General features: G+C 69.9%; 20 protein-coding genes and 2 tRNA genes. 15 read left to right on the top strand and 7 right to left on the bottom strand.

Features of this window, described 5'->3' with window-relative positions:
• Nucleotides 1-39 precede the first annotated feature (39 nt).
• The 9 genes from LRG10_RS02795 (at nt 40) to LRG10_RS02755 (ending at nt 10,057) form a co-directional block, all read left to right on the top strand.
• Entirely contained in the window at nt 40-1,638 is a 1,599-nt protein-coding gene (locus LRG10_RS02795; protein ID WP_238633621.1) for a PAS domain-containing methyl-accepting chemotaxis protein, read from the top strand.
• Between the two features lie 177 nt (nt 1,639-1,815).
• Nucleotides 1,816-3,204 carry a chorismate-binding protein gene (locus LRG10_RS02790; RefSeq protein WP_238633622.1) on the top strand — a complete coding sequence of 463 codons (1,389 nt, stop codon included), beginning with the start codon at nt 1,816-1,818 and terminating at the stop codon, nt 3,202-3,204.
• A 13-nt stretch (nt 3,205-3,217) separates the two neighbouring features.
• Nucleotides 3,218-4,891, top strand: coding sequence for a 2-succinyl-5-enolpyruvyl-6-hydroxy-3-cyclohexene-1-carboxylic-acid synthase (gene menD, locus LRG10_RS02785; RefSeq protein WP_238634674.1), 1,674 nt, complete (start codon nt 3,218-3,220; stop codon nt 4,889-4,891).
• A gap of 3 nt (nt 4,892-4,894) precedes the next feature.
• Complete coding sequence (gene menH / locus LRG10_RS02780) at nt 4,895-5,665, top strand: 2-succinyl-6-hydroxy-2,4-cyclohexadiene-1-carboxylate synthase (RefSeq protein WP_238634673.1); 771 nt, start codon at nt 4,895-4,897, stop codon at nt 5,663-5,665.
• A 1-nt stretch (nt 5,666) separates the two neighbouring features.
• Nucleotides 5,667-6,518, top strand: a complete 852-nt coding sequence (menB, locus tag LRG10_RS02775; protein ID WP_238634672.1) for a 1,4-dihydroxy-2-naphthoyl-CoA synthase — start codon at nt 5,667-5,669, stop codon at nt 6,516-6,518.
• 2 nt (nt 6,519-6,520) lie between these two features.
• Nucleotides 6,521-7,528 (top strand): o-succinylbenzoate synthase, encoded by a 1,008-nt coding sequence (menC, locus tag LRG10_RS02770; RefSeq protein WP_238634671.1) that lies wholly within the window; start codon nt 6,521-6,523, stop codon nt 7,526-7,528.
• Between the two features lie 2 nt (nt 7,529-7,530).
• Complete coding sequence (locus LRG10_RS02765) at nt 7,531-8,904, top strand: AMP-binding protein (RefSeq protein WP_238634786.1); 1,374 nt, start codon at nt 7,531-7,533, stop codon at nt 8,902-8,904.
• Nucleotides 8,905-9,017: 113 nt separating this feature from the next.
• Nucleotides 9,018-9,398, top strand: coding sequence for an MAPEG family protein (locus LRG10_RS02760; RefSeq protein ID WP_201170063.1), 381 nt, complete (start codon nt 9,018-9,020; stop codon nt 9,396-9,398).
• A gap of 98 nt (nt 9,399-9,496) precedes the next feature.
• Nucleotides 9,497-10,057, top strand: coding sequence for a Spy/CpxP family protein refolding chaperone (locus LRG10_RS02755; protein WP_238633626.1), 561 nt, complete (start codon nt 9,497-9,499; stop codon nt 10,055-10,057).
• A gap of 66 nt (nt 10,058-10,123) precedes the next feature.
• Here LRG10_RS02755 and LRG10_RS02750 read toward each other — a convergent pair whose 3' ends face one another.
• Together LRG10_RS02750 and LRG10_RS02745 are read right to left on the bottom strand one after the other, a co-directional pair.
• Complete coding sequence (locus LRG10_RS02750) at nt 10,124-11,173, bottom strand: AI-2E family transporter (protein ID WP_201241411.1); 1,050 nt, start codon at nt 11,171-11,173, stop codon at nt 10,124-10,126.
• A 101-nt stretch (nt 11,174-11,274) separates the two neighbouring features.
• A complete protein-coding gene (locus tag LRG10_RS02745) occupies nt 11,275-13,308 on the bottom strand; it encodes a transglycosylase SLT domain-containing protein (RefSeq protein ID WP_238634670.1) in 2,034 nt (677 codons plus the stop codon).
• Nucleotides 13,309-13,469: 161 nt separating this feature from the next.
• On the opposite strand from LRG10_RS02745, the gene LRG10_RS02740 reads away from it, so the two are divergent.
• On the top strand, nt 13,470-14,489 hold the full coding sequence (locus tag LRG10_RS02740) for an alpha/beta fold hydrolase (protein WP_238634669.1): 1,020 nt from the start codon (nt 13,470-13,472) through the stop codon (nt 14,487-14,489).
• Nucleotides 14,490-14,519: 30 nt separating this feature from the next.
• Nucleotides 14,520-15,830, top strand: coding sequence for an NAD(P)/FAD-dependent oxidoreductase (locus LRG10_RS02735; protein ID WP_238633628.1), 1,311 nt, complete (start codon nt 14,520-14,522; stop codon nt 15,828-15,830).
• A 13-nt stretch (nt 15,831-15,843) separates the two neighbouring features.
• Here the strand turns inward: LRG10_RS02735 and LRG10_RS02730 are convergent.
• The 3 genes from LRG10_RS02730 to LRG10_RS02720 all read right to left on the bottom strand — a co-directional run bounded on the left by LRG10_RS02730 (nt 15,844) and on the right by LRG10_RS02720 (nt 16,636).
• A tRNA-Arg gene (locus LRG10_RS02730) sits at nt 15,844-15,920 on the bottom strand.
• 30 nt (nt 15,921-15,950) lie between these two features.
• Nucleotides 15,951-16,490: a molybdenum cofactor biosynthesis protein B gene (gene moaB, locus LRG10_RS02725; RefSeq protein ID WP_201170076.1), complete on the bottom strand. Its 540-nt coding sequence runs from the start codon at nt 16,488-16,490 to the stop codon at nt 15,951-15,953.
• A gap of 5 nt (nt 16,491-16,495) precedes the next feature.
• Complete coding sequence (locus LRG10_RS02720; protein WP_201170078.1) at nt 16,496-16,636, bottom strand: hypothetical protein; 141 nt, start codon at nt 16,634-16,636, stop codon at nt 16,496-16,498.
• Between the two features lie 120 nt (nt 16,637-16,756).
• Here LRG10_RS02720 and LRG10_RS02715 point away from each other — a divergent pair, with 120 nt between their 5' ends.
• The 4 genes from LRG10_RS02715 to LRG10_RS02700 all read left to right on the top strand — a co-directional run bounded on the left by LRG10_RS02715 (nt 16,757) and on the right by LRG10_RS02700 (nt 20,514).
• On the top strand, nt 16,757-18,955 hold the full coding sequence (locus LRG10_RS02715; RefSeq protein WP_201170080.1) for an AsmA family protein: 2,199 nt from the start codon (nt 16,757-16,759) through the stop codon (nt 18,953-18,955).
• A gap of 4 nt (nt 18,956-18,959) precedes the next feature.
• The gene (gene mutY / locus LRG10_RS02710) at nt 18,960-20,036 is read left to right on the top strand and encodes an A/G-specific adenine glycosylase (RefSeq protein WP_201170082.1); all 1,077 of its coding nucleotides are present in this window, start codon (nt 18,960-18,962) and stop codon (nt 20,034-20,036) included.
• A gap of 74 nt (nt 20,037-20,110) precedes the next feature.
• Nucleotides 20,111-20,383, top strand: a complete 273-nt coding sequence (locus tag LRG10_RS02705; protein WP_201170085.1) for an oxidative damage protection protein — start codon at nt 20,111-20,113, stop codon at nt 20,381-20,383.
• A 55-nt stretch (nt 20,384-20,438) separates the two neighbouring features.
• Nucleotides 20,439-20,514: transfer RNA gene (locus LRG10_RS02700), tRNA-Phe, on the top strand.
• 98 nt (nt 20,515-20,612) lie between these two features.
• Here the strand turns inward: LRG10_RS02700 and LRG10_RS02695 are convergent.
• On the bottom strand, nt 20,613-21,455 hold the full coding sequence (locus LRG10_RS02695) for a transglutaminase family protein (protein ID WP_201170087.1): 843 nt from the start codon (nt 21,453-21,455) through the stop codon (nt 20,613-20,615).
• A 130-nt stretch (nt 21,456-21,585) separates the two neighbouring features.
• Nucleotides 21,586-22,740, bottom strand: coding sequence for an alpha-hydroxy acid oxidase (locus LRG10_RS02690; protein WP_201170089.1), 1,155 nt, complete (start codon nt 22,738-22,740; stop codon nt 21,586-21,588).
• Between the last annotated feature and the right edge of the window lie 80 nt (nt 22,741-22,820).

Genomic DNA, 22,820 nt, shown 5'->3' with positions numbered 1-22,820 from the left:
CGCGGCCGCGCCGCCGCCGACACAGAGGAGGGCTCCGCGTTGCGAGTCAACGAACCGGTCACGCAGCGCCGTGTTGCCGTCTGGGATGGCGCCAACATCCTGTCGACCACCGACTCCCGCGGACGGATCCGCTACATCAACGAGGACTTTGTCCGCATCAGCGGCTACCAACCGGACGAACTCATCGGGCAACCCCACAACGTGATCCGTCACCCGGACATGCCGCGGGTGGTGTTCGAGCACATGTGGCAGCGCCTGCAGTCCGGGCAACCGTGGATGGGGGTGATCAAGAACCGCTGCAAGAACGGCGATCACTACTGGGTTCACGCCTACGCCACGCCCATCCGAGACGATACGGGCAACATCACCGAGATCCAGTCGGTGCGTCAGCAGATCGGCGACGAGGCGGTGATCGAGCGGGCCGAACGCGCTTACCGGCGCCTGCGCGCCGCGGAGCCGGACAAGGGCCCCCTGCCCGCCGGGCTGATCGAACGGCGGCGCCCGGGCGGTGGCGTCTGGCTGGCCGGCGGTGCGCTGGCCGCACTGCTCGGCGTCGCCCTCGGCGCCCTGCTGCCGGTCGGCACCGGGGGCCAGCTGTCGCTCGGCATCGCCGGCATCGCCGCCCTCGGCGCCGCCGGCCTGCAGGTGCTGAGTCAGCTCCGTGGCGCCCGCGAGCAGGCCCGAGCGCTGCTCGATGACCCGCTCAGCGAGGCGATCTACCTCGGCCGCCGCGACGATCGAGCGTCGATCCAGCTGGCGCTGCTGCACCTCGCCTCCGAGACCCAGGCCATCGCCAAGCGCCTGGGGGACGACGCCCGCCGCCTCTCCGCAGAGGCCGCCGAGGCCCGCCAGTCGATGCACGCGGTGCGCGACGAGGCGCAGCAGCAGAGCGACGAAACCCGCAGCGTAGCCACCGCCATGGAACAGATGAGCGCGACGGTCCAGGAGGTGGCCCAGAACGCTTCGGCCACCGCCGATGCCACCGAGCGCGCCGGGAAACAGACCGAGCGGGGCCGGCAGACCGTGGAACAGAGCACCGCCGCGGTGCGCTCCCTGGTCCGCGACATCGAGAACGCCGCGGCCACCATCGAACGGGTCAACGGCGAGGCGGAGCGCATCGGCAAGGCGGCCACCCTCATCGGCAAGATCACCAAGCAGACCCACCTGCTCGCCCTGAATGCGTCGGTGGAATCCGCCCGCGCCGGCGAGGCGGGGCGCAGCTTTACCGTCGTCGCCGAGGAGGTGCGCAAGCTCGCCGGGCAGACGGCGGAATCGACCCGCGAGATCGATGGCATCATCGAGTCGCTGCAGAGCGGCTCGGCCGAGGCCGTCGAGGCCATGCGTGAGAGCCGCAGTCGCGCCGAGCAGACCCTGGCGCACGCCGACGAGTCCAGCAGCTCGCTGCAGGAGATCCAGGCGGCCGTCGACGAGATCCGCGACATGGCCGGCCAGATCGCCACCGCCACCGAACAGCAGGGGGCCACCTCGCAGGAGATCGCGCGCAGCGTCTCGAGCATCGAGGGGGTGGCCGAGCGGGTCACCGGCGAATCGCTGCGAACCGACGAACGGCTGCAGGCGGTCACCGAGCGCATCGCCGGCATCGAGGCTCTGACCGGCCGGTTCGTGCGTCGCCGCTGAACCGGCCCACGGGGCCGCGCAGGCACCGCGCCGCCGAACCGCCAACCGCACGCCGCATGCGTGCGCGCGAGTGCTCGTTCAGGTAGTGTATAACCCCTGCGCGACACCCTGATCCGTGCCGGGCGCAGCACCACCAACCCCTGGATCGCGATGCCTCACAGCCCGCAACGTGCCAACGTGCCGGGTACCCCACCGAGCGGGGACGCCGGCCACCGTCGAGGGAGCCCCTGCGACCCCGCGGAGCAGGCCATCGAGGACCTGCTCGTGCAGGTGCGGCAGTGGCGGTTCGAGAGCCCGGGCCTGGTGCGAGCCAGCGTGCCCGTACCGGAGGTCGACCCGCTCGCTTGGCTGGAGGCCAACCCGCTGGCGCCGCGCTGCTACTGGCAGGACCGCTCCGGTCAGATCCGCCTGGCCGGCATCGGCGCCGCTTGGCGGTACACGGCCGACACCCCGGACGACCACCCCGCGCTGCTGCGCCACGCCCAGAGCCTGGCGCGCCACCCCGGGGTCCACCTGCTCTGCGCCTTCTCCTTCGATGGCCGCTCTGGTGCCGGCGAGTGGCAGGGTTTCCCGGCCAGCCTGGCCCTACTCCCCGCAGTGGAACTGCAAGGCAACCGCGCCGGGCAGCAGCTGAGTGTCAACCTGTACGCCGAAAGTGCTGCGGAACTCCGGCAACGCCGGAGCGAGCTGACCGGGCTCCTTGAGGATCTGCGCCCGGCAGCCGTGAGCGAACACCGGCCGGCACGGGTCACCGACCGCACGGAGGACCTGGATTTCGCCGAGTGCAGCAGCCGCATCGAGGCGATCCTCCGAGACATCCGGGTCGGCCACGTGCACAAGGCGGTGCTGGCCCGGCAGGTAGCCCTCCGACTCGACCGCCCGCTGGCCGCCTTCACCACGCTGCGCCGCTGGTCGGCGATCACCGACGGCAGCTACTGCTTCGCCATCGAGCACGCCGGACGGATCTTCATGGGCTGCTCGCCGGAGCGGCTGTTCTACCGCAGCGGGCGTTCGGTCCAGACCGAATCCCTGGCCGGCACTGTGCGCCGCGGTGAGACCGCGGCGGAGGACGCCGCCCTGGAGGCGTCCTTGCGGGAGGACTCTAAGCTGGTCCGCGAACACGCCTGGGTCACCCGCTACATCCGCGGGGAACTCGAGCCTTGGGCGATCCGCATCGACGCCCCCGAGCAGGCCGGAGTGCTCAAACTCGACCGCATCCAGCACCGCCGGCTGCCCATCGAGGCGACCCTGCGCCCGGGGGTCGGCGACCACCAACTGCTCGATGCCCTCCACCCGACACCGGCGGTCTGCGGCTTCCCGCGCCGCCGGGCCCAGGACCTGATCAGCCGCCAGGAGGGTTTCCGCCGCGGCTGGTACAGCGGGGTCATCGGCCTGCTTTCCGGCGATGCCTCGGAGCTGGCCGTGGCTATCCGCTCGGCGCTGGTCGCCGGCGACCGGGCCTGGTGCTACTCCGGCGTCGGCATCGTCCAGGGCTCCGAGCCCGAGGCCGAGTGGCAGGAGCTGGAGGCCAAGATCGAGTCCTTCCTCTCCGCCGTGCAGGGCTAGTCCGGGGGACAGCGTGCGCACCGAGGACCTCAACGCCACCTGGGCCGGCAGCCTTATCGACCGTCTGCACGGCCACGGCGTGGTGGACTTCTGCGTCGCCCCCGGCAGCCGCAGTGCCCCTCTGGCACTGGCCGCCGCCCGACGAACCGAGGCCGCCTGCGGGCTGCGCGTGCACACCCACTTCGACGAACGCGGCCTGGCCTTCTACGCATTGGGGCTGATTCGCGCCAGCCAGCGCCCGGTAGCGGTGATCACCACCTCGGGCACAGCAGTGCCGAACCTCCACCCCGCGGTCGCGGAGGCCCGGCAGAGCCGGCTACCCCTGGTGGTGATCAGCGCCGATAGACCGCCCGAACTACACGACTGCGGCGCCAACCAGGCCATGCCCCAGGAGGGCCTCTTCGCCCCGCTGGTACGGGCCACCCTGGCACTGCCGACACCCGAGACGGCGCTGTGCGGCCGCTGGCTGAACCGGCGTCTGGACGCCACCCTGACCGCCGCCACCGACCCCGGCGGCAGCGGGCCCATCCATATCAACATGCCGCTGCGCGAACCCCTCTACGGGGGCGCCGAACAACCCGCGGCGCCCCCGCCCCTGCCACCCGGCCACCAGGGGCAAGTAGCGGCGCCGCCGCTTAAGGAGGCGGACCCACCGCAGCTGTTCGTCGCCGGTGAGCTGCGCAGCGACGAGGCCGAAGCGGTGCTGGAGACCGCCGCCGCCGGCAACATCCCCGTCCTCGCCGACCCCGGCAGCCAGCTGCGCTTGCGCGCCCACCCGTGCGTGGTCGGCGGGGCGGAGCTATTGCTTGCCACGGCCGCCGGGCGCGAGGCCCTGGGCCACGCCCGCCAGGTCGTCCAGTTCGGTGGCCGGCTCACCGGCCGCCGGCTGCCCGCCTGGCTCGCCGACCACGCACCGCAGCGCTGGCTGGTCACCCGTGGCGATGAGGATCTCGACCCCGACTGGCACGCGACCACGGTTCAGGCGGATATCGCCGCCGCATGCCGCACCCTTCGCCCCGACGCGCCACAGCCGCCACTACCCGGCCTTGCCGAGGCCCGCGCCCGGGTGGCCGAGGCGTGCCGCACGGCGCTGGCCAACGCCCCGTTCGCGGAGCCGGCCGCCGCCGAGCGAATCAGCCAGGTGCTGCCACCAGGCATGGCGCTGTTCCCCGGCAACAGCCTACCGATCCGGGTCTTCGATCTCTTTGCCGCACCCGCCCACGGCAACCCCTGCGTCACGCAACGCGGCGTCAGCGGCATCGATGGGCTGATCGCCACCGCCGCCGGTTTCGCCCACCACCACCGGGACGGCGTCACGCTGGTGGTCGGCGACCTATCGGCCCTGCACGACCTCAACAGCCTGGCCCTGCTCGGCGAGGCCCGACATACCTGCGTGGTGGTGGTGCTCAACAACGATGGCGGCGGCATCTTCGATCTGCTGCCGGCCCGCGAAGAGACCGGCGAGGCCCATCGCCGCCTGTTCCGCATGCCCCACGGCTACGGGTTCGCCCGTGCGGCCGAGCAGTTCCGGCTGCCCTACTGGCACTGCGGCGACGGCGACAGCCTCCAGGCGGCTCACCGCGAGGCGCGATCCAGGCCCGGCGGCAGCGTCATCGAAGTGGTGTGCCCGCCCGGCGCCGGCAGCGGGCAGATAGCGGCCCTGTTCCGCGCCCTCGAGGCGTTGTGACCGATGGCGGATGCAGGACCCACCGCCCACACCCCCGATGTCGTCTGCCTGCACGGCTTCCTGGGCGATCCCGACGAGTGGCGGCCGGTGGCCGAGGCGCTGGCGCCGGGGTTGCGCTGCCGAACCCCGCCCCTGCCTGGACACGACGGCGCACCGCCGCCGGGGCAAACCTTTGATGCGCTGGCCGACGCCCTCTGGGCGCGCCTGGCCCCCGAACTGCCGCCGCGCTTCGCCCTGGTTGGCTACTCCCTCGGCGGTCGCCTGGCCCTCGCGCTTGCCGACCGGCATCCCCAGCGAATCAGCGCGCTGATCCTAGAGGGCGCCCACCCGGGGCTGCAGGAGGCCTCGGAGCGGGCGCAGCGGCGTCACCACGATGACGCCTGGGCGCGACGCCTGGGCACTGGCTCATGGCCGGAGAGCCTGGATGCGTGGTATCGCCAGCCGGTGTTCGCCGACCTGAGCGAGGCGCGTCGGCGGGCGCTGATCCAGCGCCGGGCCCACCACCACCCCGAGCACCTGGCGGACACCCTGCGCGCCGCCAGCCTGGCCGGACAGCCGGATCTGCGCCCGGCGCTGCGCCGCCTCGCAGCCCCCTGCGCCTACATCGTCGGCGCGCGGGATCAGAAGTTCTCGGCCATCGCCGACGACCTGGCCACCCAGACCCCGGGGCTTACGGTTGTCAAAATCGATGGCGTCGGGCATAACTGCCACGCCGAGGCCCCCGAGGCGGTGGCCGCAGTCATCCAACGCATCTGCACCGGTGAGCACCCCTGATATGAGCGAAGAGCACCCGAACTCCATCGAAACGGCGCTGGACTGGACCGACTGCTCCAGCGGCTACACGGACGTCCTTTATCACAAGGCCGACGGGATCGCGAAGATCACCATCAACCGCCCCGAGGTGCGCAACGCCTTCCGGCCGCGCACCGTCCTTGAGATGCAGCAGGCCCTCGCCGATGCCCGCTTCGACCAGGAGATCGGCGTGGTCATCCTGACCGGCTACGGCGACCTGGCCTTCTGCTCGGGCGGTGATCAGCGGGTGCGCGGCGACTCCGGCTACCAGGACGAGCAGGGCACCCACCACCTGAACGTCCTCGACCTGCAGCGCGACATCCGCTCCTGTCCGAAGCCGGTGATCGCCATGGTGGCCGGCTACGCCATCGGTGGCGGCCACGTGCTGCACCTGATCTGCGACCTGACGGTGGCCGCCGACAACGCGCGCTTCGGCCAGACCGGACCGCGGGTGGGCTCCTTCGACGGCGGCTTCGGAGCCAGCTACATGGCCAGCGTCGTCGGCCAGAAGAAGGCCCGGGAGATCTGGTTCCTGTGCCGGCAGTACGACGCCGAGGAGGCGCGGGCCATGGACCTGGTCAACAAGGTGGTGCCGCTCAGCGAGCTCGAGCGCGAGACCGTGGCCTGGTGCCAGCGCATCCTCGAGCACTCGCCCATCGCCCTGCGCGCACTCAAGTCCGCATTCAACGCCGGCGTCGACGGGCAGGCCGGCATCCAGGAGCTGGCCGGCAACGCCACCATGCTCTTCTACATGACCGAAGAGGGGCAGGAGGGCCGTAACGCCTACCTGGAGAAACGCAAGCCGAACTTCCGGCGCTTCAAGCACAACCCCTAACCGTGTCCACGCAGCTGCGCTCGGTGGAGGTTCGCCGCTACCGGGTGGCGCTTCTGCCCGGCACGGCCCCGGTTGCGGAGCGCCACGGCGCCCTGCTGTTCTGGGAGAGCGAGGAAGGATGCCGGGCCATCTCGGAGATCGCCCCGTTGCCCGGGTTCAGCACCGAGGGCCTGGACGAATGCATCGACGCCTGCCGGCACTTCTTCGCCGCCGGTGCCGAAAGGGCCGCCGGCGAGCTGCAGCAGGCCACCTCCGGCACCGGCGTCCCCGAGGCGCTGCGGGCGCTCCCACCGGCCGCGCGCTTCGGCCTGGAGGCCGGCTGGCTGCAGTGGGTCCACCCTCCCGGAGAGACGCCGCAGGTGACCAGCTGCCGCCTGATCGGCCACGAGCAACGCCGCATCGACGCACCGGTCGGCCCCTGCGTTAAGGTGAAGGTGGGCCGGGCCAGCGTGGCGGAGGACGCACGCCGCTTGGCGTACATCCTTGACCGGCTGCCCGCTACCACGCAGCTGCGACTGGACGCCAACCGCAGCTGGACCCCCGAGGAGGCGGCACGCCTCTGCGCCGGGCTGCCCGCGGAGCGCGTGGCCTTCATCGAGGAGCCGCTGCGCCCGGGTGCCTCGTACGCCGGATGGTCGTCACGGACAGCCATCCCCTTCGCCTGGGATGAGACCCTCCGCGAGCATCCGGACGCCGACCTCACCACCGCCGGGCTCGGTGCAGTGGTCCTCAAGCCGATGCTGACCGGGTTGACCCGCACCCGCGCGTGGATCGACGCCGCCACCAGCGCCGGTGTGCAGGTGGTGCTCAGCGCTGCCTTCGAAAGCAACATCACCCTGGACCTCTACGCCCGGTTGGCCGCGAGGTGGGGGCTGCAGGCCACTCCGGGACTGGATACCTTCGGCGCCTGGCCCGAGGCCCTGCTCGAGCCCCTGCGCAGCCAGCCCGGGCACACAACCAAGCCGGTACGCCGGCGTGAGCAGCTCACTGCGGAGGCCCCGCTGCTGTGACCATGCCCGCCCGGTTCCCGTGCCGACTGACGCGGGCCAGCCACCGCTGGCCGCAGCACCCGGCGCTCATCGAACCGGGGTTCTGCTACACCTTCGCAGCCCTCCACGAGGCGGTCAGCCGGCGCGCCCGGGCCCTGCAGGAGCAGGGCCTCGGCGCCGGGACATGGACCTCCCTTCGCATCACCACCGACACCGCCGGGGTCATCGACTGGCTGGCCGTGTTGCGGGCCGGCGGGCGTGTCCTGCCGGTCTCGGAGCGCATGCCGGAGGCCGCCCTGCAGGGGCTGCTGGCCGGGCACGGCATCTCCGGTCTGATCCCAGCCCCCGGCGCCGAACTCCGACACACCGGCGAAGGCCCGCCCGGCACACCCGCTGCGGATCTGCAGTGGCGCTTCAAGGCCGACGCCCCCTGCGCCGGGGTGGCCACCTCCGGCTCGACCGGGACGCCGCGCATCGCGGCACACAGTTACGCCAACTACGTCCGCAGCGCCCAGGGCGCCCTGGCATACCTGCCGCTGCGCAGCCCGGATCGCTACCTGCTCTCCCTACCCCTGTTCCATGTGGGCGGGCTGGGGATCATCTTCCGCTGCCTGGAGGCCGGGGTACCCATGGTCGTTGGTGGTCGCAGCGAGGACGCGGCCTTCCTGAGCACCCACCGCATCAGCCATGTCTCCATGGTGGAGACCCAGCTGCGCCGCCTGCTGCATGCGGCCGACACCCCCCTGCCCTTCCTGCGCTGCGTGCTGCTCGGCGGCGGGCCGGTAGCGGCCGATCTGCTGGAGCAGGCGCAGGCGCGGGGGGTTCCGTGCTACATGAGCTACGGCCTGACCGAGATGACCGCTCAGGTGGCCACTTGGCCTGCGCTGCGCGGTGGCGGACGGGTCCTGCCCTTCCGCGAGCTGCGCATCGACGAGGGTGAGATCCGCGTGCGCGGCGAGACGCTCTGCCCGGGGTACCTTGACGGCGGCAGCGTGGCGCCGCTGACCGACGGGGACGGCTGGTTCTCAACCGGCGACCTGGGGTACTGGCATGCGGGGCGCCTGGTGATCACGGGACGCCGCGACAACCAGTTCATCAGCGGCGGCGAAAACATCCAGCCTGAGACCATCGAGGCGGCTCTCCGCGAGCACCCGGTGGTCCGCGAGGCGGTGGTGGTCCCACGCAGCGATCGCGAGTTCGGCCAGCGCCCAGTGGCGTTCGTGCAGACGAACGGCGACGAGCTCCCCGTGAGCGCATTGCGCGAGTGGCTGCGAGCCCGACTGAGCCCGCACATGACCCCGGTTGCCTGGCACCCGCTGCCCGAGACGCGGGGACTCAAGATCCGCCGGGCCGAACTCATTGAGCGGGCCGAGCAGCTGCGCAACGAGACCGGCTGAGCGCCGGGCCCGCCGGCATCGTCGACGGGACAATAGGCGGGGAGGCGCGGATTGCCCTAGACTGGGGCCGGAGGCCCCCGGACGGGGGTCGCAGCCAGTGGAAGGAGATGCCCATGTCCCTCGGCTACTGGATGGTCCTCGTCGCCGCCATCCTGCCCATGGCCTTCGCCGGCGCCGCCAAGTTTGGTGGCGGGCAGTTCGACAACACCCGCCCCCGGGAGTGGCTCGACCGCCAGGAAGGGTGGCCAAAGCGCGCCCACTGGGCCCAGCAGAACGGCTACGAGGCCTTCCCGCCCTTTGCGGCGGCGGTCATCATCGCCCACCAAGTCGGCGCGGCGCAGGGCGTGATCGACACCCTGGCGGTGCTCTTCGTCCTGCTGCGAATTGCCTACGGGCTGTTCTACATCGGCGATTACGCGAGCCTGCGCAGCCTGGCCTGGATGGCCGCTTTGGCCTGCGTCATCGGCCTGTTCCTCGCCGCCGCGGCGGCCTGATCGGCCGCCCGACCCGTTTTCCACAGGACCCGGCGGCGGCACCGCTGCCGCCGGATCACGCATCGATGGAGAGAGCGACTCTCAAGGGAGGCAAGACCATGGCAGGACGAGTTCGCGGCAGCAGAAGAACCGCATCCCTGATCGCCTTCGCTACCGCGGCGCTGCTCGGCAGCGGGCTGGCAGCGGCTCAGGCCGATCGCGGCGCCGGCATGGGACAAGGTTTCGGGCCTGGAGGCCCGGGTGCCGGAGCGATGCAGCAACCCGGCATGGGAATGGGCATGGGCTCCGGCCTGGGCTACGGCCCGTGCTGGGACTGGATGCGCGGCGGTTTTGAGGGCGGCTTCGGTGATCCACGGACGCCCCTCTGGGAGCTGGAGCTTGAGGGCGACAAGCTCGCCGAGATGCGCAAGCTCCGCCGCGCCTACCGGGAGTTCGAGGCCCACGTAGGGGTCGAACTGGCCGAAATGCGCGACGATATGGCCGAGCTGATGGCGGTCGAGCAGCCGGACCCCGACGCCATCGAAGAGCTCCATGGCCGCATGTCCGAGCTGCAGGGCGAGCTGTTGGCCGAGCGCGTGCGCATGCGCAACGAGATGATCGGACTGCTCGACGCCGAGCAGCGCGAACGCTTCCGTGAGGAGTTCGGCCCGCGGCGCTGACCGCCACGAGGTCGCTGCAGGCCGCCCCGGATCGGGCACGCCCGATCCGGGGCGGGGCCGTGCGGGTCAGCCGATGCGCTCGTCGGCGCGATCGCTGAGCAGCACGGCGATCCAGCGGGTCTCGGGCTGCGCCTCAAGGGCCAGCTTGGCGATCATGGTCAGCGGGATCGACAGCAGCATCCCTACCGGCCCGAACACCCAGCCCCAGACCATCAACGAGATCAACACCACCAGTGGCGACAGCCCCAGAGTCCGCCCCATCAATCGCGGCTCGGTGATGGAACCGATGGCCACATTCACCGCCACGTAAAGGACGACGGTGAGCACCGCATCGAGCAGCCCTCCCCCGAGCAGGGCCACCACCACCGCAGGGGCGGCAGCAATGATCGACCCGACCGTGGGGATAAAGTTCAGCAATCCGGCGAGGATGCCCCAGAGGATCGGGAAATCCACCCCAATCAGCCAGAGCCCGGTGCCGATGATCACGCCGGTCAGCGTGCTGGTCGCGCTCTTGATGAAGATGTAGCGATCAACGGCGTGGAGGAACCGGCGAGTGCGCACCCGCGCCCGACGACTGGCCGGGAAGGCCACCGAGAGCTTGCCGGGCAGCGTGCTCTCCTCGAGCAGCAGGAACATGAAGGCGAGCAGCACCAGGAAGGTGGCCGCCGTAAACTGGCCGATGCCGCTGGCGATGGTCGCCGCCGCATCGGTCAGCGTACCCACTGCCGGCAGCGGCACCTCCTCGGGGAGGGCCTCCGGCGGCACACCCATGGCGACGACGTAATCGCGCACCTGACCGAAGACCACGGTGAGCTGCTCCTGATACTGCGGCGCTTGCGCAGCCATGGTCTCCACCGCGCCGCGCAGGGCGAGGAAGAGCAGGAAGAAGACCAGCCCCACCCCCAGGAAGAGGATCATCACCGCCACCGCTGCCGGCACGCCGCGGCGCTGCATCCAGTTCAGCGGGGTCGCCGAGGCGATGGCCAGGAACGCGGCCAGCAGCAGCGGATTGACGATGCCGGAGACCGCCTGGAGCCCGGCCAGGATGATCACGAGCGCAGCCCCGCCCACCAGCCAGTGCCAAGAGGAGGGTCCTTTCTGGTTGAGTACGGTCACGTCGGTTTCCCTAACGCTTGAGCGACTCCGGAAACGCCCGGGTGCAGCAGAGCCGCGACCGGGCGAACGGGGGATCAGGGTAACAGGGCGCGGCGCGCCGCTCAGTCCCGCAGAGGATCGTCAGACCCCGGCAGCGGGCCATCCGCCGGGTGCCGGCTCAGGCGCACCGTGGCCGGTTCCCGGTCGTCCGTCGGCTCCCCGTAGACCAGGGCCATCTCCTCGTGCGTGACCACCGAGGCCACCGGTTCCAGCCCGCCACGGTGGGCCAGGATCGTGCGGTAGGCAAGCACCGCTTGCACGTATCGCCGGGTCTCGTAGTAGGGGATCGACTCGATCCAGACATCCAGAGGGCGTCCATCCCGCTCCAGCCACCCCGCGACACGGCTCGGACCGGCGTTGTAGGCCGCCAGTGCCTTCGGCCGGTTGCCTTCGAAGCGCTCCAATAGCCGCTGCATATACTCGGCACCGAGGCGCACATTGAGTTCCGGATCGTTCAGCGCCCGGGCATCCGGCAGGGGCTCACCGTTGGAACGGGCCATCTGGCGGGCAGTACCCGGCAGCAGCTGCATCAGCCCGCGGGCCCCCGCCGGCGAGACGGCATCCCGATGGAAACCCGACTCGCGCCGGGCGACCGCCATGAGCAGGCAGGATTCGATGCCGGTCTCCGCGGCCGCCCGCCGGAAGGCATCCCGGTAGGCATGGGGGAAACGCCACTGCAACGCCTCGTGGGCCCCGGCGCGGTTGGCAGCGACCACCGCCAGCTCGTGCCACCCCTGCCGATAGGCGTGGGCAGCTAGGGCGCGTTGTTCCGCCGCCTCACGGCCTTGCAGCAGGTGGCGCCACTCGTCCCGGGCCAGACGCAGTTCACCGACACCGTGGAGCAGGCGGACCCGCACGAGGGCGGGATCCGGAGCAGGCGGATCCGGTTCCGGGCGGACCTCGCGCAGCGCATAGGGCCGCCCGACCCGTTCGGCCGCCATGAACCCCCAGAACGAGCGCTCCCCCGCCGCCTCCCGCCAGTGCTCACCTGCCAGCGCCGGGTCTCCCAGCGCGGCCCGCGCCCGACCAAGCCAGTACTGCCAGCGCGCACTGCGTGCGGAGGCCTCGGGCAGACGGGTGTACCAGTAGACCAGGTCGGTCCACTGCTCCTCGATCACCGCCCGGCGCATGCGCTGCTCGAGCAAATCGGTATCGTCCTGCTCGGCCAGCCACCGGTCGACCCAACCGCGGTTCTCAGGGATGCCCCGGATGATCGAGTACCAGGCAACCCGCTCAAACACCTCCCGCCGCTCGCCCGCGGGCAGCTCGGCAAGCCCGTCGCCACTCTGCTCCAGATAACTGCGCGCGGCCGCGGTGTCCACGCGGGCCAGCCGGTAGAGCCCGTCGGCAGTAAGCTGTCGACGCAGCCGCGGCGGCAGACCCTCATCGAGCTCGATGATCCGCGCCGGATTTCGGTCGAGCCGCTGGAGCCACTCGGCGGCGACCAGCCAGCGCTCCCCACCGAGCAGCCCCTCGAGATAGCGCATCAGACCCGCCTGCTCGTTGCGAAAGGCCAGACGCATACGCTCCCAGACAGCCCGGTCGTCGATGACGCCAGCCCCGCGGGCTGCCTCGAATAGCCCGTCGCATGCTGACGGCCGCGAGACCCCGGCGTGCCAGGTGCGCCGAGCAAAGGCGAGGGCCTCTCCCCGGCGCGTTTCCAGATGGGCCTGCCACCAGTGACAGCGCAGAGCCAGGCGGGAGGGTGGCTCGTCGGTCACCCGGCGCACCGCCGCGTCGTCCCCCGCCTCGGCGTAGCGACGCAAGGCGACGCGCTTGAGGACATCGGCCAGCGGGGTACCGGCATAGCGCTGGCGGTAGGCCACCACACGCTGCGGATCGACCTCGGGGAGCGCACTGCGCAGACGGTGGAAGTCGAGGTAGGCGGCCATCGGGTGGGCATCGCCGAGACAGGGCTCAAGCTCGGCCACGCGGGACCAGTCATCGGCGCGCGCCGCCTCCAGGGCCTCGTGGAAGCGCTCGCCGTAGTCGGCGTCCGGGCAGCCCCGCTCCGGCCCGGCGGTCCCCGCAGAAAGGCCGAGCATCAGGAACAGTGCCGCCAGGACGAAGCCGCGATAACCGCCGGAAGGGACCATGCTCTGCCGACTCCGGCGCAGGTGCGCGTGGTTGCCAGGCTCCCGTGAACGCTAGCGCCGCCGCGCGACCGGGTCAACTGCACAGACCGCCGCACGCGGCAAGCGCCGCCACGGCCGTGGTAGCCTTGGCCCGGAACGGAAGACCAGCAAGGGGGATGAGCGTGGGGACAGTCGGCACCATCCTGCAGGGCATCGGTATCGTGGTCGGCGGCCTATTCATACTCGCGGGCCTGGTTCTCGCCATCGGGCCGTTCATGATCCCCACGCAGCCGGCGGACGGGGTCAAGGACGGCCGCGAACTCGGCGGTGACGACAGCCGCTTTGTCTCGATCTCGTTCCCCGGTTACCCCGACGGGCTGCAGCTGCACTACGTCGCCGCTGGCGAAGAGCACGCCGATACCGGGCGGCCGGCCTGGCTTCTCCTGCACGGCTTCTCGTTCAGTACCGTGACCTGGGAACCGCTTCTGCCGAAACTGGGACGCGACCGCTACACCGTGGCCTACGACCAGATCCCCTACGGGCTGAGCGACAAGCCCGACTATCCCGGCGAGGGACCCAACCCCTTCACCCTGGAGGCCGACGTCGACCACCTGTTCAGCCTCATGGATGAACTCGGCCAGGAGGAAGCGGTGCTGGTGGGCAACTCCGCCGGCGGGGTGATCGCTCTGGAGGCGGCACGCCAGGCGCCCGAGCGGGTCGCCGGTCTGGTGCTGATCAACCCAATGGCCGCCCTAGAGCGACCCACGCTACCCCAGTGGCTGGCGCAACTGCCGCAGGCCAAGCGCCTGAGCCTGCTGGGAGGGCGCTGGTTCGGGAAAAGCACCGAACTGCTCGAGCGCTCTTATTACGACGAGGACGCCATCACCCCGGAGCGCGAGGCCCGCATGACCATGCACACCGCCATGGCCGGCTGGGACCGGGCCTGGGGGCAGCTGATGCACCGCTCGCTGACCGACGCCCTGCAAGTGCGCGGCCCCCTGGCAGGCATCGAGACCCCGACGCAGGTCATCATCAGCGTCGAGGACGAAGTCATCCCTGCCGCGGATTCCCACCGCGTGGCTGACGCCCTGCCCAACGCCGAGCGGGTGGAACTGCAGGCGTGCGGCCACCTCCCGCAGGAGGAGTGCCCGGCAAAGGTGGCGGAGGCCATTGAGCGCTGGCGCGAACGGCAGGGTCTCTAGCCCGCAGAGTCCGCACCCAGGAGGAGCAGTATGAGCGCGGAACATCCGCAAGTGGTGGTGATCGGCGCCGGCCTGGCCGGCCTGGCCGCAGCCCGCGATCTGGCCCTGGGTGGTGCCCACGTCCGGTTGCTGGAAGCCTCCAGGGAGGTGGGCGGGCGGGTTCGCACCGACCGCCTGCGCCTCGATGGCGGCTTGGCCGACGATCAGGAGCCGGCCTTCCAGCTGGATCGCGGTTTCCAGGTCTTGTTGACCGCCTACCCGGAGCTGCGCACCCGCGCTGACCTGGGCGCCCTACGCCTGCGCCGCTTCGCCCCCGGGGCCCTGATCCGGACCGAGGGCGGCCTGCACCGCCTCAGCGATCCATTCCGCGCCCCGCAGGCGCTGTTGAAGACCCTGCGGGCGCCGGTGGGCAGCCTGGGCGACAAGGTGCGCATCGCCCGGCTGCGGGCGCGTCTGCGCCGCGGCGATCCCGAGAGCCCCCTGTACGGACCGCAACGCAGCAGTGCCGAGTCGCTCACCGCCGAGGGCTTCTCCGGGCCGATGATCGAGCGTTTCCTGCGGCCGCTGTTCGGCGGCGTGCTGCTCGACCCGCAGCTCCAGACCTCGGCCCGGCTGCTCAACTTCGTCTTTCGCATGTTCGCCGAGGGCGATGCGGCGATCCCCGCCGCTGGCGTGGGCGACCTACCCCGGCAGCTGGCAGACCAGCTGCCCGCGGAGCGGGTGACACTGCGGCTGGGCACCGCCGCCGAGGCCATCGAGGATGGGCCAAGCGTGCGGCTTGCGGACGGTGAACGGCTCAGCCCCGATGCGGTCGTTGTAGCCACCGACGGCCCGGCTTTCACCCGACTGACCGGGCAGCCCACCGCCGCCGGCCGACCGGTAACCTGTCTGCAGTTCGCCGTCCCTGAGCCACCGGTCACCGACCCACTGATCCTGCTTAACGGCGAGGGCGAGGGGCCCGTCCTGCACCTGGCGGTGCCTAGCGTGGTCGCGCCGGAGTATGCCCCAGCCGGCTGGCACCTAGTCAGCGCGACGGTGCTCGGGGACGCGCAGGATCTGGACGACCCCACCCTGCAGTGCGAGGCCGTATCGCAGCTGCGTGACTGGTTCGGGCCGGTGGTCGATCATTGGCGGCCTCTGCGCCTAGAGCGCATCCCGTACGGACAACCGGTCCAGGCACCGCCTGCTCTGACCGAGCCCTATCAGGGCGCGCGGCTCGGCGGGGGCCTCTATGCCTGCGGCGACCACCGGGCCCACGGATCGCAGCACGGCGCACTGCGCTCCGGCGCCCGCGCAGCGGACGCGGTTCTTTCGGATTGCCGCGGGGGCGATTGGCGTTAAGCGATGGGGAAGGTGGCCCGCCCGGCAGGATTCGAACCTGCGACCTTCGGCTCCGGAGGCCGACGCTCTATCCGGCTGAGCTACGGGCGGTAAGGGGTTTAGCGTACCGAATTTCGGGCGCTACGCCAAGGGCTCCGAACCACGCATGCGGGGCAGCAAGGTCGCAAAATTGCACGGCCGGGTGCGGGCATCGAGCTGATCGGCGAGCACTCGATCCCACGCGGTGCAGCACCCGCCGGTGGACCCCGGCAGGGCAAAGATGAGCGTAGCGTTGGCCACACCCGCCACGGCCCGCGACTGCAGGGTGGCGTTGCCGATTTCCTCGAAGGAGCGCTGCCGGAAAAGCTCGCCGAAGCCCGGGATCTCGCGATCAAAAAGCGGCCTGATCGCCTCCGGCGTCACGTCGCGGGCAGTGAGCCCAGTCCCACCGTTGATGAGCACCCCGTCCACCCGATCATCCGCAACCCAGGCCGAGACCTCGGCGCGGATCCGATAGCGATCATCCGGGACGATGGTCCGACCGGCCAGGGCGTGGCCGGCTGACTCAAGCCGCTCCGCCAGCGCGGCCCCGGAGGTATCCTCCGCCAACCCCCGGCTGTCGGAAACGGTGAGCACCGACAGGGCCAGGGGCTTAAACACCTCGCCGGCGTGTCCTGCCACCTCGGCTACTCCTGCTGCTCATCGGGGTGGACGGGCGCCTCACGCTCGGTGGCCGGGGGGATCATCTCCTCCGGATCCCAGATGAAGAACGTCCAGACCAGCATGAGGATCATCAGGGCAACAACCACGTACAGGTAAAAACGCATGGCGGACTCCGCGAAGACCTTACCGGTACGATACCAGCCCACGTATCCTCGGGGACAAGCCTGACGGCGTGGCACGATAGAATGCCAGCCATCGGACACGTTCAATGCAGGACTCGGTTTATGCCCTGGATACTCAAGTGGTTCCTCTACGCCGTGATCGGGCTGTTCGCCCTGCTGGTGGCGACGGCAACGCTGATCAGCGTGATCCTCGACCCCAATGACTACCGGGACGACATCGCGGCTGCCGTTCAGGAAGAGACCGGACGGGAGCTGACCATCGACGGGGACATCCGGCTCTCCTTCTTCCCGTGGCTGGGGGTCGAAGCCGGCCGCGTCACCCTCGCCGACCGGGACGGATTCCACGAGGACCCCTTCTTGGAGGTGGAACGGGTGGACGCGGCGGTGCGTCTCCTGCCCTTGCTCTGGGGCCAGCTCGAGACACGGCTGGTCAGTGTCGAGGCTCCCATCGCCCGGCTCATGATCAACGAGGAGGGCGAAGGCAACTGGGAGGACCTGGTCGCGCGGTTCGCCGAGGAGGAAGAACCGCCGGCGGAACCGACGGACGGGGCACCGCTCGGCGAGCTGCCACCCATCCTCCGGGATGCCGCCTTCGGCGGACTGCAGGTCCGGCGCGGGCAGCTGTTCTGGGAGGACCGCAGCATCGATGACCGCAAGGAGGTGGAACGCTTCGACCTGGACATCGAGGCGCTGCGCCTTGGGCGCCCGGTGGCCGTGCAGTCGAGCTGGGTCGGCCAGGGCGAAGATCTGCCCCGAATCGACGGTCAACTGCGCCTGCAGGCCACCCTGGACGAGGCCCTGGAACAGTTCGACCTGGACGGACTAGAGATGCTCATCGAGGCCCAGGGGGCCGAGGTGCCCGGCCGCCAACAGCGTCTGGGTGTGACCGGCCACGGCAGCATCGGCCTGGGCGAGACGCTGCGGGTGGACTGGCCGGAGCTGGAAGCCACTGCCGCCGGGATCACCCTCCAGGCGGCGGCCGACCTGGAGATGGATGAAGACGGCGCCTTTGGCGGCATCGACTGGCAACTGCCCGCGTTCAATCTGCGCACAGCCCTAAGCCGGCTGGACGTCGGCATGCCCACGCCGGCAGACGCCACGGCGCTGACCCGTGTCGGCGGCACGGGACGGATCGAGCTGGATGGCCAGCAACTGTTGCTGCCCGAATTCGGCTTGGATGTGGATCAATCGCGCATCGAGCTCGACGGCGGGATCGAGAACTGGACCGGCCCGGCCATGACCCTCAATCTGACCGTCGACGAGATCAACCTGGACCGCTACCTGCCCGCCGAGCAACGGCGTGCCGTGGACGAGCCGACGGCGCCGGATACCGGCCTGCCCGATCTCGAGGAGGTCGCTCTCGACCTGCCGCTGGAGCCCCTGCGCACCCTAGCACTCAATGGCGGGCTGGAGATCGGCGCCCTGACCCTCTCCGGGCTGCTGATCGAGGACATCCGCGGAGATCTCAGCGGCAAAGACGGCCGCGTGGGCATTGCCGGCATGGAGGCTCGCCTCTACGAGGGCGAGTATCGCGCCGCCACCTTCCTCGATGCCCGCGGCGACTATCCGTACTTCGAGCTCGACCACCGCCTGGATAACGTGCGGTTCGCACCGCTGCTCGAGGACCTCCTCGAGCGGGACTGGCTCCACGGCCGGGGCCGCTTCGCTCTGCGGGGCGAAGGCGGCGGCGAGAACCTCTACCAGCTGATCGAGGACTTCCGCGGCGATGCCGAGCTGGATGTCAGCGAGGGCGCGGTGCTTGGCCTGAACATCCCGCACATGTTCCGCGAGGGCGTGGCCCGAGTCCGGGCCCAGCCGAGGCCGGAGCCGCCGGAGGACGAGGCACGCACGGATTTCGGATCCTTGACGGCAGGCTTCGAGCTGCGCGACGGCGAGATTCACAACGACAACCTGCGCGCCGAATCGCCGATCCTGCGCGCTCGCGGCGCCGGTCACGCCAACGTGCTCAGCGAGACCATCGACTACCGCGTGCGCCTATCGGTGATCGACAACCTGGAGGACGCCGACGGCCGACCGATTCGCGAGCTCAAGGACATCACCGTACCCCTGGAGTTCAGCGGTGACCTGTTCAGCCCACGCATCCGCTTCGACCTCCGCGCTGCGCTGACCGAGCAGGAGATCCGGCGTCTGCGCGAGGCCCAGCAGCGGCTCGAGGAGGCCGAAGAGAAGGTCCGAGAGGGCTTCCGGGAGCGGATTGAACAGGAGCTCGAGGAGCAAACCGACCGCGCCGAGGACCGCATCCGTCAGGAGGCGGAGAGCTTCCTGCGGCGGCTGCGCTGAGCGGATGCGCCGCTGGGCCACCCCAGACCGCTGCCAGGCGCTTCAGGAGCAACTGATCGCGTGGCAGCGGCAGCACGGGCGAAACGACCTGCCCTGGCAGCAGCCGGCCACGCCCTACCGGGTGTGGATCTCCGAGGTCATGCTGCAGCAGACCCGGGTCGAGACCGTCGTACCCTACTTCGAGCGCTTCATGGGGCACTACCCGGACGTAATCGACCTCGCCCACGCCGAACTCGACGATGTCCTCGGGCTCTGGGCCGGGCTGGGCTACTACGCCCGTGCCCGCAACCTGCATGCCGCCGCACAGCGAATTGAGGCCGATTGGAACGGTCACCTGCCCGACGAGCTCGCGGCCCTGCAGACGCTGCCTGGTATCGGCCCCTCCACGGCGGGTGCCATCCGCTCGCTGGGCCACGGCCTACCCGCGCCGATCCTCGACGGCAACGTTAAACGGGTGCTGGCGCGGCTCGCCGGCATCGAGGGCTGGCCCGGGCGCAACCCGGTCGCGCGGGAGCTGTGGGCGCTTTCCGCCGCCCTCATCCCTGAAGACGACTGCCGCCGGTTCAACCAGGGGCTGATGGATCTCGGGGCACTGGTCTGTACGCCGCAGGAACCGGCGTGCCTGCTATGCCCCCTGGCCTCGGCGTGCACGGCCCGGGCGGCGGGCCATCCCGAGGCCTACCCGGCCCCCCGACCGGCGCGCCGGCGCCCCCGGCGCCAACGGCAGCTGCTGTTGATCGAGCACACCGACACCCTGCTGCTGGAACGCCGCCCAGCCACGGGCATCTGGGGCGGGCTATGGTCCCTGCCGGAGTGCCAGCCGGACGAAGACCCGTTGGCGCGGGCACAGGCGTTGGGCGCGCACTGCGAACCGGCCGGAAGGCTACCCGAGCGACACCACGCACTGACCCACTTTGAGCTGATCCTGCAGCCGGTGCGGCTGCGCTGGCACACAGCGGCAACCGCCGTCGGCGAGCCCACCGCCCAACGCCGCTGGTTCCGTCCCGGCCAGGAGACGTTGCCCGGACTGCCGGCACCGATCCGGCGGATCCTCCGCGATGCCGGCTATCCGGTGACCTGAATCCAGGTACGCTGGCAGCAACATGGACCGGGTCGGTACACTAACCGGACGCTTACATCCATCAAGAGGGCAGCATGTCGAGAAAGGTGCACTGCGTGAAGCTCCAGCAGGAGGCCGACGCCCTGGACCGCCCACCGTACCCCGGCGAGCTGGGCCAGCGGATCTTCGAAAACGTAAGCAAGCAGGCCTGGAGCATGTGGGTCCAGCAGCAGACTATGCTCATCAACGAATACCGGCTCACCCCGGCCGACCCCAAGGCCCGCGCCTTTCTCGAGCGCGAGATGGAGAACTTCTTCTTTGGCCAAGGCTCGGCACCACCGCCGGATTTCAGCCCTGATGGCAGCTGAAAACGGCGCCGCCCCTTGACTCGGGGGGCGGTTTCAGCTTGAATACGCAGCCGATGGCCGGGTAGCTCAGTCGGTAGAGCATGGGATTGAAAATCTCAGTGTCGGCGGTTCGATTCCGTCCCCGGCCACCATTTCTCTTTCCCGCGGCGTCCTGCAAAGCCCCAACGCCACCTTAGCCCCCTGTATAGCTGAACCCTGAGGCACAGGCGCTGTCTCTTCAGACCCCGGGTCAGCCAACATCCCGTGCGGATCGTTCCACCCCGGCGGCGAAGAGACCTGCGTCAGGACCGGAGATCGGCTCAACCTGCACCTGCATCACGCTCGGCACGACGGACGGTCCGAACTGGTGGAAGACCGGGGCATCGGCCGCATCGCGGCCGTGCCCGAGTTGAACCCGCGCACCCTCAAGGGTCTCCCTGGTCGGATCAAAGGTAAACCAGCCACCACCAACATACGCCTCGAACCAAGCGTGAAGGTCCATCGGCTCCAACCCCTGGAGATAACCCGTCACGAGGCGCGCCGGGATACTGAGGCTGCGGCAGAGTGCAATACCCAGATGCGCAAAGTCACGGCAGACCCCCGCACGGCGTTCAAGGACCTGCTGCGCTGAGATCGGCTCCGGATCCGTTGTCGGCTGGTATGCGACATTGTGATAGATCCACGTCGCGATGGCTGCCACCTGGTCATAGCCGGGTGACTGGCCGGCAACGATATCGCTCGCCTGCGCAAGGAGTCGGTCCGATTCACAATAGCGGCTGGGCAGCAGGTGGATGAGTGTTTCCTGGGGAAGGTCCTGTACGGGCACGAACGGCGCGCCCGGCTGCTGCTCGACGCCAGCCGGCACGCGAACATCAGCGCTCACCGACACCGTAAGCGCTCCCGCAGAAGCGAGCAGGCGCTGGCAGGCATTGCCGTAGAGGTCGCGGTACTCCGTGATGGGCAGGCTTGGCCGCACGGCGTAGCGATCCCGGGCCACCCACTGCCGTCCACTGCTGCGTGCACGCAGCATGAATAGCATGAGGCTCTCGCCCTCCAGCTCGAGTTCCAGATGGCAACTGACTCGTAACCACATGCTTGCTGCGGGGCCTCCTCGGCAGCGCCTTTGAGAGATGCTTGGGAGGCTTCCTGAGCCCGCCCGCATCTGCTGACTGCATGGTTTTGGCGGACAGCGACGGCGGTGCCGATGGATCGACGCGGACCGCCTATCGATAGCGCAGATGATCCCGTGTCAACTGATCCAGCGACGTAATCCCCATCAGCTTCATGTCACGGATGACCTCGTTGTAGAGATTGTCAAGCGCTTTCTCGACCCCCGCCTGGCCACCGGCGGCCAGCGCGTAAAGGTACAGGTGACCGCCGGAACAGGCCGTGGCGCCGGCAGCAAGCGCCTTGAGGATGTGAGTACCGCGCTGGATGCCGCCATCACATATAATGTCGATCTGCCCGCCGACGGCGTCCGCGATTTCCGCGATCTGATCGAAGGGCGCCCGCGAGCCATCGAGCTGCCTTCCCGCATGGTTCGAGACCATGATCGCCGAGGCACCGATATCCACCGCCCGCCGCGCATCCTCCGGGCTCATCACGCCCTTGAGACAGAACGGTCCTCCCCATTGGGCGCACAACTGCTCGGCGTGCCGCCAGGTCAGCCCCTGATCGAGCATGGTCGAGAAGTACTCGCCCACCGAGATGGGGACTTTGCTCCCCTCGCGCACGTGGGTGCTGAGCTGCGGCAGGCTGAAGGGCTCCCTGGTGTAGTAGTTGAATGCCCAGCGCGGGTGCCAAGCGAAGCTAGCCAGGCTGCGCAGCGTCAGTCGCGGCGGTGAAGTGAAACCAGTGCGCAGGTCCCGCTCACGATTCCCCCCGGTGATGGTATCCACGGTCAGCGTCAGAGCCTCGAAACCGGCGGCCTGGCAACGCTCGATCATCGCCCGGTTCAGCTCGCGGTCCTTGTGGAAATAAAACTGGAACATCTTCGGCGTGGAGTAACGCTCGCCGATCTCCTCAATGCTGACCGTACCGAGCGACGAGATACCGAAGAACGTATGGTATTTCTGCGCGGCTGCGGCCACCGCGCGCTCACCCTGGTAGTGAAACAGGCGCTGGAGCGCGGTCGGCGAGCAGAATACGGGCATGCCCAGCCGCTGCCCCATCACGGTCACCGAGGGGTCGACCTCCTCCACCCCGGCGAGCACGTTCGGTACCAGATCGCACCGCTCGAAGGCCTGGGTATTGCGCCGATAGGTGATCTCGTCCTCGGCCGCCCCGTCGATGTAGTGGAAGATGGGCCCGGGCAACCGCTTGCGGGCCAGCTCGCGAAAGTCACTTACATTACGGCAGTCTTTGATGCGCTCGAACATGCACCTCTCCCTCGGCTTCGCGGCTATCCACCGCGTCCCTGGCAATCTCATCGCCACCGACCATCCCGCGCGACGCGACG

The sequence above is a fragment of the Halorhodospira sp. 9628 genome, from assembly GCF_022228075.1.
GTDB classification, from domain to species: Bacteria; Pseudomonadota; Gammaproteobacteria; order Nitrococcales; family Halorhodospiraceae; genus Halorhodospira; species Halorhodospira halophila_A.
This window is presented reverse-complemented; position numbering and strand designations above follow the sequence as displayed.